General features: G+C 48.2%; 5 protein-coding genes. 3 read left to right on the forward strand and 2 right to left on the reverse strand.

Features of this window, described 5'->3' with window-relative positions:
• Window positions 1–6: 6 nt before the first annotated feature.
• Both AC1DWB_RS23690 and AC1DWB_RS23695 read right to left on the reverse strand, forming a co-directional pair.
• Window positions 7–2,937 (reverse strand): DEAD/DEAH box helicase, encoded by a 2,931-nt coding sequence (locus AC1DWB_RS23690; protein ID WP_477543561.1) that lies wholly within the window; start codon window positions 2,935–2,937, stop codon window positions 7–9.
• Entirely contained in the window at window positions 2,934–4,499 is a 1,566-nt protein-coding gene (locus AC1DWB_RS23695) for an SWIM zinc finger family protein (RefSeq protein WP_477543562.1), read from the reverse strand. Before AC1DWB_RS23695 ends, AC1DWB_RS23690 begins: the two co-directional genes overlap by 4 nt.
• A gap of 130 nt (window positions 4,500–4,629) precedes the next feature.
• On the opposite strand from AC1DWB_RS23695, the gene AC1DWB_RS23700 reads away from it, so the two are divergent.
• The 3 genes from AC1DWB_RS23700 to AC1DWB_RS23710 all read left to right on the forward strand — a co-directional run.
• Entirely contained in the window at window positions 4,630–5,724 is a 1,095-nt protein-coding gene (locus AC1DWB_RS23700; RefSeq protein WP_477543563.1) for a glycosyltransferase, read from the forward strand.
• Window positions 5,721–6,326 (forward strand): glycerol-3-phosphate acyltransferase, encoded by a 606-nt coding sequence (locus AC1DWB_RS23705; RefSeq protein WP_477543564.1) that lies wholly within the window; start codon window positions 5,721–5,723, stop codon window positions 6,324–6,326. The genes AC1DWB_RS23700 and AC1DWB_RS23705 overlap by 4 nt, the downstream gene beginning before the upstream one ends.
• Window positions 6,327–7,097: 771 nt before the next feature.
• On the forward strand, window positions 7,098–9,133 hold a 2,036-nt coding region (locus AC1DWB_RS23710), incomplete at its 3' end, for a sacsin N-terminal ATP-binding-like domain-containing protein (protein WP_477543565.1).

The following is a 9,133-nucleotide window of genomic DNA, read 5'->3' on the forward strand; positions in this document are numbered from 1 at the left end:
TGTATATTACCACGATTGTCGAAGCGTGAACAGATCGCGCAGCTCCTCGTTCGAGAGCTCCGTAATCCAACCTTCAGATGTGGAGATGATGTTCTCACTCAAGCTCATCTTGCTCTCCAGCATCTCATCGATCTTCTCCTCCAGCGTACCGAGGCTAATGAACTTGTGCACTTGCACATTGCGCTTCTGTCCCATCCGATAGGCGCGGTCGGTCGCTTGGTTTTCGACAGCCGGGTTCCACCAACGGTCGAAGTGGAACACGTGATTGGCTGCCGTTAGGTTGAGGCCGACTCCGCCAGCCTTCAGCGATAGGACGAAGATACCGGGGCCCGTTCCAGCGATCGCCTGGAATGTGTCGATCATCTTGTCACGCTCCGTCTTAGGCGTGCTGCCGTTCAGGTACAGCACGGGCTCCCCCCGATGCACCCGCAGCACGTCGGCCAACATGCGACCCATACCTACATACTGGGTAAAGATCAAGCAGGAATCGCCCTCGTCGCGGAGTTCGTCGACCATGGCGACGAGTCGCTCCAGCTTCGCGGATCGTGTGACGAAATCTTCCCGATGCTCTTCGACCTGTAGGATTTCCTCCGGTGGCGCGGCTTCCTTGGTGAGCAGGATAGGGTGGTCGCATAGCTGCTTAAGCTGGGTCAAGGCTGCGAGGATCGCTCCCTTCCGCTCAATGCCCTCCAGATTGTTCATACGCTCCATGAGATTCTTAACTGACTGCTCGTAGAGCGCACCTTGCTCGGCGGTCAGGTTGATATACACCTTCATCTCCTGCTTCTCCGGCAGATCAAGCTGGATGGCGGGATCGTTTTTCTTGCGCCGCAGCATGAACGGCTTGACGAGCTTCTGGAGCTGCACCGTTCGTTCCGCATCGTGATGCTTCTCGATGGGATTGGCGAAGCGATGCTGGAATCCGCGCTGGTTCCCCAGGTAACCAGGGTTGAGGAAATCGTAGATCGACCAGAGCTCCGACAGCCGATTCTCAATCGGTGTTCCGGTCAGGGCAACACGGTGCCGGGCTTGGAGCGAGCGGACGGCGACAGATTGTTTGTTCTGCGCGTTCTTGATGTTCTGGGCTTCGTCCAGGCAGAGCGAGTTCCATACAATCTCCTGCAGCACTTCCTGATCCAGCAGCGCAGTCGCATAGGAGGTGATGACGACGTCTGTATCTTTCACAGCGTCAGCAATCTCCTCACGGGTTAGTCGGCCCTTCCCATAATGAAGCGTAACCCGTAGCTCGGGCGCGAATCGGGCAAGCTCCTTCTGCCAGTTGCCCAGCACCGAAGTGGGACAGATGAGCAGGGCCGGGTATTCCGACTCTGCCCGGTGCTGTAGCAGGTAAGTGATGAATTGAACGGTCTTGCCCAACCCCATGTCATCGGCCAGACAGGCACCGAGCCCGAACGATCGGAGAAGGCTCAGCCAAGTGAACCCTTCACGCTGGTAGCCGCGCAGTTCCGCGCGCAGCCCATCCGGTACAGGCAGCTCTGTTAATTCCGACGGCTGTCCGAGTTGACGGAGAAGCGCTAGGAGGTGAGAGTTCAGCTCCACTTCCAGCTTGAGCCGCTCTTCCTCGTCTTCTTCATCCTCTTGGGAAGTACGACCACTTTCAGACGGCTTTCCTTGGTCCGATTCGCTTAGTAAGTGCAACTGAAGAACATCCTGCAAGGACATGCCTTCTTGCGGATTGACGCCATCCATGAGTCTGCGGATCTTCTCCAGCAGAGCAGGGTCCAAGAGGACCCATTCTCCACGGAAGCGGATCAACCGTTCCTTACGGCTGAGCAGCTCGGCGAATTCCGCTTCATTCAGATCCGCGTCGCCGATCGCAATTCGCCAGTCGAAGTCGACCAAGGCGTTCAGCCCGAATAATGACTGGCCTCTGCCGCCAGCCTCCGACGTAACCTGCGCACGCAGGCGAGGCTTCCGCTTCGAGGCAGCTTCCCACCAGCCGGGCAGCATGACGTTCCAGCCGTCACTCAGCAAGCGGCGGCTGTCCGTGGTCAGGAAGTGCCAGGCGGCTTCGTCGCTTAGCGGCTCGGCGAACAGCTCACCGCGGCTGCTCTCACTCGGAAGCGCCGCGATGAGCCTGGCTGCCCATCCGGGAGAACGCTCCCGGATGTAAGGGCTCCAATCGTGAGTCCAGACGCCGGAAGCATGCCCGTCTGCAGCGAGGCGAATCGGCACGAGGGCCGATCCTTCGTTCTTATCCTGCAGCACCAGACGGAGGCGCCAATCGTACTGCTCTTCGTCCGGTTCTAGCAACTGCAGAGTAGGGCGGAAGGGCGCCGTGTCCGGCTTCCAGCCGAGCGCTACGAGCCACTCCTCCTCCGTAATCGCAGCAGTTACGGCTGCCGACTGAGGGCGTTGGAACAGCGCGGGATACTCCCGCCGCAGCTCGGCTACGGCCGCTTCGTTCGCGTAGTGCGCCAGCGATACCGTAGCGGAGAAGGCCGAGCGCAACCCGGACAGTCCCTTGCCTAGCGAGTCCAGACTATGGAGTGTCTCCCAATCCAGTTGTTCCAGTTGCTCGGAATCCGCCTCCCAAGTCCACTGCAGCTTCCCGTTCCGATAGGAGCTGTAGCTGGGCGTATATCGGCCTGCCAATGCCTCTTGGTATAGAAGGGGCGCGGCTGCAAGCAATCCCTTCGCGCCTTCATTCCCGCCATCCCAGCGGATGATGTCCATATAATTCGGCTCGGCGAAGAAGGGGAGCACCATCTCCGCCGGGAGCACCGTCACGATCAGTTCCCCAGCCTGTTGCAGTTCTAGCGTTGTTCCATAGCAGGATGGCTCATGCCAGGCGAACAATAACTTGCGAAAAGTCTCTCCAGACACTTCGCGTCCATCCTGGAACCCCCATAACAAGGCATCCCCGCTATCCGTTATCAGGGCATGCAGTGACATATCACGTAATTTCGCACTCATTCCAACAGCTTTCCTTTCTTCAGTTCCTCTTGCAATGCCCGAAGTCGACTGTGTCGTTCCAAGAACCGGGTGAAGAAGCGATCCCAGCGTTCGACCTGTTTCATCTTCTTGTACACCTTATCCAGTCGTTTCAACAGCTTGACCGCTAACTTGTAATCCTGCCGGTTTTTCTGAGCGACATAATACTCGATGGCTTGATGGTAGTAAGGCAGCAGCAGGTGTGGCGCCTCTTTCTCGATGGGCTGCAGCACACTAACCCGATGGTGGAAGGGATCATGTCCTAGAAGGATCTGCATCTCCACCCAGGGCTTCCAGTTGTGCCGCTCGTACAGCAGATTCTCGATAACCGGAGTCGAATGGGGCAACATCCCTTCCAGCACGCTCCACATCAGCTCCTCGGCTTCCGGAACATGCGCAACCGCTTCTTGCCAGTACCCTATATAGGCTTCGCGTTCCTTGACCCTTGGGGCATAGAAATGAGAGGCCGTCCGCATCAACCAATCTACTAAAACTCCCCATTCGTGAGAACTAGACAGGAGATTCAGGAACGGGAGGAATAGACTCGCCGGTGCTTTTGCCAACAGATCGCCCGCTTCTAACGCCGCCCACGCTTCGCTGCTCTTGGATTGATGCAGGTACAGGAACGCCTTGGCCGCCGCGAGAGAAGGTGAGTTCGAATAGGCAGCTTGCTGCTGGTTGATCTCGTTCAGCTCTTGTGATACCCAGGTGTTGGCCTCGGGCTGGGGTGAGATCCAGTACCTCCACATCGCCGTATACAGACCATAATCGAGGTACTTATTCCCTTTCTCTTCTGCCATCAGTTGCCTGATATAACGTAACGTTTGCTCCAGGCGCTCTGTAGAGAGGGTGTAGTTGAACAGGGTGGAACTCTGTTGCAGCTTGTCATGAACGTCATCATACATCCGATACAGCGCATAGGAAGTATAGTGAGCTACACTGGCTTGAGCGCTCAGCTGGATGATCTTCCGAAGGATGAACAATTGTTGATGCAATTCGAAGTAGATCCAGTCCATCTCGGTAAAAGGAATCGAGCCCTTCTGGACAATACGCAGCTGATAACGCAGCGCTTCCGCATACATGCCCTGATCATAACCGGGCTTCACAAGGGATGTAGCTTGGTTCAAAAACTCATGCCAACCGGATACATCCATGGTGGGCAATTGTTTGAGCAGCGACTCGGTGGAGGGAGTCGAAGCGATCCGCATCTGGTGTTGCTTGGCATTCACAATCTGGGAAGCCGGGTACCCGAGGCGGTCCGCAAGCTCCATCATCACCGCTGCCAGATGCTTGCAAGAGGTGTGAACTGGGCAATTACAGTAGCTGGATCTGAGCTGTTCCAGTTGGAGCGTGACGTTATAGTCCTCCGAGCCGGTTACCTTCGCTTGAATCACCCGATTCTCCGTAATGTTCAGGGAGGTGACGTACTGTTGTTTGAAATATTGAAACCCTCGACTCAGGGTAACTTCATTGAAAGATGCAGCTACATATTTAAGCAACTGCCACCATTGCTCATCGTTTAACGCAGGATTAGCACTCATCATAAGGAAGCTCCTTGCCAACAATTAAAATGATTCTATCACCCTATTATAAAGCGACACGAGTGTAAATACGATATTTTCATGATTAGGCCCGATCTCTCATATACATAGAGGCATGAAGGGGGATGCGCCTATGTGGTTATTCATGCTCATGCTGGTCGGATGTCTCTCCGGATTCTTGCTGTTCCGAACCAATACATTGGCCGTGTCTCCTAAGCCCGTTCCGGGGATGCGGAAACTGTCCGTTATAATTCCAACTCGGAACGAAGCCTGCAATCTGCCTCATCTTCTGGAGTCTCTCCAGTCGCAAACATTTCAACCCTACGAGATCATCGTTGTGGATGATTTCTCGAATGACCGGACTAGAGACATAGCGGAGAGCTACGGGGTCAAGGTCATTGCCAACAGCAGCCTCCCTCCGGGATGGACAGGGAAGAGCTGGGCGGTTTGGAATGGATACTTGCAGGCTTCCGGCGATGTGTTCGCCTTCCTGGATGCCGATATTAGACTAGCGACTGATGCGCTGGCGTCGTTGATTCAGGCACGGGAGCATGCGAAGGGCGTCATCTCGGTCGTCCCTTATCACCATACCGAGAAGCTGTATGAGAAGCTCGCCATGATCACGAATGTGTTGGGCATCTTCGCGTTTACATCGATTTTTGAAAAGAAGAACCTGAAGAAAGGCCTCTACGGTTCCTGCATCGTGGCTATAAGGGAAGATTATGAGAACATCAACGGTCATGAGAGCATCAAATCCGAAGTGCTGGATGATCTGTTCCTAGGCGCGAAATTCATAGAAGCCGGCGTTCCGGTCACCAACTTCATCGGGTGTGGCTTGGTCTCGTTCCGTATGTACCCGCAGGGTATCCGCAGTGAGATCGAGGGTTTTAGCAAAGGGGCCGTCTTAAGTACCTCAACGCTAAGTCCGTGGACGATTATCCCTGTAGCTCTCTGGGTGGTGGGACTGCTTGTTTCCGAAACTGTGTTTATTTTTGCCGGGACTTCGTGGGCCTTGCCTTTGTTGATCGGCTATCTGCTGTATATGGTGCAATTGTTTTATTTCATCAGATATGTGGGTGTCTTCGGGATCGTCATGCCTGTACTGCATGTGGTGTCTTCGTTATTCTTCCTTGGGATTATGCTGTATTCGGTGTATCAAGTCGTAGTTCTGGGGCATGTGAAGTGGAAGGGAAGGCACGTCCAAGTGGGAGGCAGGCGGGGCCGATGATCCTATTGTTATTGACGGTGGGTGCTTTTCTATCCGGTTCGCTCATGTTCTCGTACTGGCTCGGTCAATGGAGGCGACAAAATCTGAGGGTCGTTGGCGATGGGAATCCTGGCGCCCTGAACCTCTGGAAAGCATCTGGGTACAAATTCGGCCTTGCCGGGATTGTGTTGGATTTCTGTAAAGGGTACATTCCTATCCTCCTGGTGATGGGGAGCGACTATGGGCAAGGCTACGCCATCGTGCCGATTGCCCTAGCTCCCCTAGCGGGTCATGCCTTCTCCCCCTTTCTTCGTGGAAAAGGAGGCAAGGCTATTGCTGTCACCTTCGGGGTATGGAGCGGGTTGACCGGGTTTGAAGTTTCTTTGGCGTATGCTGTGATCTTGGCGCTGTTGTTGGTTGTGGGGCGTTGGGTGAAGAGAGGGAAGGTCGCTTCTGCGGAAGCGGATGGGTTGCAGGTTGTGGGTGGGATGCTGCTTGTGTTTGGTTATTTGGTTGTGAGGGAGTTTGCGGTGGCAATTTTGTGGGTGTGGTTGGGCAGTTTTGTGATTTTGGTGTATACGCACCGGGTTGAGCTTGTGGGGTGGTGGGGGAGGGTGAAATAACGAGTATTGTTCCCCGCAAGTGGTTAATGGTTATTGTAAATGTACAGGTACATAAACAACTAACTTAATGGAATCAAGTCATGACAACAGAGGATAATAACTCATTGCACAGTCAGAAGGTTATTTCCTCATGCGACACATGTGGAGTCGGTCATATTGATGGTTCGAAAATGAGATGTGGCAGGTTCGCTTAAGCTAGATGGATTAATCTACAAGGCATGTTGAATACTATGTGTTGTTAGTAAGGGAATAGTGTTTTAAGCCACATTTACCTGTTTGAAAAAGCCTGACTGCCCGAATTATCTTAAGTTCGGGCTTTAGGTTCGGGCTATATTTGTTAGCTTAACTCAGGTACTTTAAAGAGCGCAAGGTATCTCCCAAGGTTTCAACCCAACAAAAGTAAACGATACTTTGCACGAGCATTGGAGATATTGAAATCCGTAGGGATGGTATCAAGATTAACTTGAAGCTGTGGATCAGTCATTTCATTGATATGATGTGGGTTGAGGTGGAGGTCTGGTAGATGGATAAGGTGCTTTTATAAACTATAGAATTAAGTCAAGACTCCTAATTGGTAGGAGTCTTTTTATTTGTTTGAATTGGGAAAACTCCGTGGATTTATATCAAGGATTGGGCTATCATTATTTTGTAGGTATATTGAACTGTATCTCAATCCCTATGCATGGGTTCTCAGTGAAAACGACACTGGAGCTATGTTTTACGGAATATTTTTTATGTGCCGCAAGCGATAGAGGCGGAAAGGAGATTAAAATGAGTTTAAAAACAGACATTGAAAAAATTTTTTCAGACAACACTAACTATGCAAACCCTAGTCAAGCAGTAAACCAAGCAAGTTCACTTAATGCATTGTCAGGTGACTTATATACAGATTCAAAGCGATTTATTTATGAACTTTTACAAAATGCAGATGATTCTTCTCAAAAGTGTAAAGCTATTAAAGTATGGATAAAAATTTTTGGTGATAACTTAGTCGTTGCTCATTCAGGGAACCCCTTCACTTCTCGTGATCTTCAAGGAATTTGTAATGTAAATAATGGCACCAAAAAATCAGATTTGACGAAAACAGGCTATAAAGGCATTGGTTTTAAATCGGTTTTTGGGCAATCTGATAAAGTAACGATATTTACAAAAAATGAATATTTTAGATTTGATTCTTCCTATTCATTTGAGTGGAAATGGGAAGAATCAAAGATAATATGGGAAAAAAATAATGACCGAGAATTTCAATTTCCTTGGCAAATAATCCCGATATATACAGAAGTAAAAGAAGTTTCAGAGCCAATTAATCAATTTCTTGAAGATATTGATGCAAATGTTGCAACGATAATTCAAATGAAGAATGTGAATGAGACGAGTCAGGCTGCTCAAAGTCTATCTCAGAACTTAAACATGTTTTTATTTCTTAAAAATATCTCTGTGATTAATTTTGATATAACAGAATTAGTTTCCGTTGAAATCAATCCAATAGGAAATGATAGGATAACTCTAAAGAAGGGTAACAGTTCAAAAGTAGATTGGTTGATAAGTACTATAAGTTTAACAGTCCCCAGGGATGTAAAGGCTGCCCTACAAGATGAACGAAATATTCCCGAGAAATTACTGAATGCTGATTCTATAGAGTTATCGTTAGCTGCCAAAGTGGGTAGTGACGGTATTACTAAACTTTCTAATCAAGAAAAACTTTTATATTCATATTTACCAACTGATGAAACAAGATATTCTTTTCCAGTACTTGTTAATACAAGCTTTCTAACCACTGCTAATCGTGAATCGCTTCATGCTGATTCAAAATGGAATCAGTGGCTTTTTAAAACAATTGCCATTGAGATTTTTAAGTGGATCTCAAAATTAGTGAATACTGAATTTCATTTTCAAGCATATCAATTAATACCTAAGGATACCATCGCTGACGAGTTGGGGAAAAAATATAATGAGGGAATTAAAGATGCCCTAAAAAATATTCCGTTTGTTATTTCTAGAGAAGGACAGTTAATTAAAATTGAAGAAACAATAGTTGATTTTACATATCTATCTGAGAAAAACTTTATAGGTGAAGAACCTATTAAGGAGTTTATTGATAAGGATAAAGCAAAAGAGATTGTTTGTTCTAAGCAATTTGCTGAAAATTCTGGTTATTTCCATGAATTCAAAAGGCTCGGTTCTTCATGTTTTGAATGGAAGCACCTCCAACCTTTTCTCTCCTCGACATATTTTACTAATGTACATACAACAGCTTATAATATTGAACTTATAAAACATTTTAAGAAAATCTGTGAATCTGATAAGGTTAAAGATTTTTCAAAAGAAGTACTCATAAAACTTCCATTTATTTGGGATCATAAGAATCGTATTAATTATCCATATCAAGTATGCTTTCCTACAGCAGGTGATCAAAACTGGGATAATCCTAATAGTGACTTATCTTTTTTGCATCGAGACTTGCAGATTTGGCTTCTCGAAGATTCAGAAAGCAGACATTGGCTAGAGAGTTTAGGAGTAAAAGAAAAAACAGATATTACCTATATAACTCAAACTATTATACCAAAAATCGATGGTTATATAACAACCCAGAATGCCTTACAAACAATTCGAGATTTGTTTAATTTGTATAGAAAGGGAAATCTTAAAGAAGATTTGATAAGTCAATTATCGAGAATAAACCTTCTTACTCAAAGAGGTTCTTTGTATCCAGCCAATGATTGTTTTCTTTCAGATTATTATAAACCAAGGCTAGAGATTGAAAAAATAATAGAAAAAGATATTTTTGTCAATGAATCATATTGTGC

The sequence above is a fragment of the Paenibacillus sp. P4_E11 genome (assembly GCF_056401635.1).

Bases quoted from the DNA above. Each gene is read 5' to 3' on its own strand.
- AC1DWB_RS23690 (WP_477543561.1), bottom strand. From the start codon at position 2,937: ATGAGTGCGAAATTACGTGATATGTCACTGCATGCCCTGATAACGGAT.
- AC1DWB_RS23695 (WP_477543562.1), bottom strand. From the start codon at position 4,499: ATGATGAGTGCTAATCCTGCGTTAAACGATGAGCAATGGTGGCAGTTG.
- AC1DWB_RS23700 (WP_477543563.1), top strand. From the start codon at position 4,630: ATGTGGTTATTCATGCTCATGCTGGTCGGATGTCTCTCCGGATTCTTG.
- AC1DWB_RS23705 (WP_477543564.1), top strand. From the start codon at position 5,721: ATGATCCTATTGTTATTGACGGTGGGTGCTTTTCTATCCGGTTCGCTC.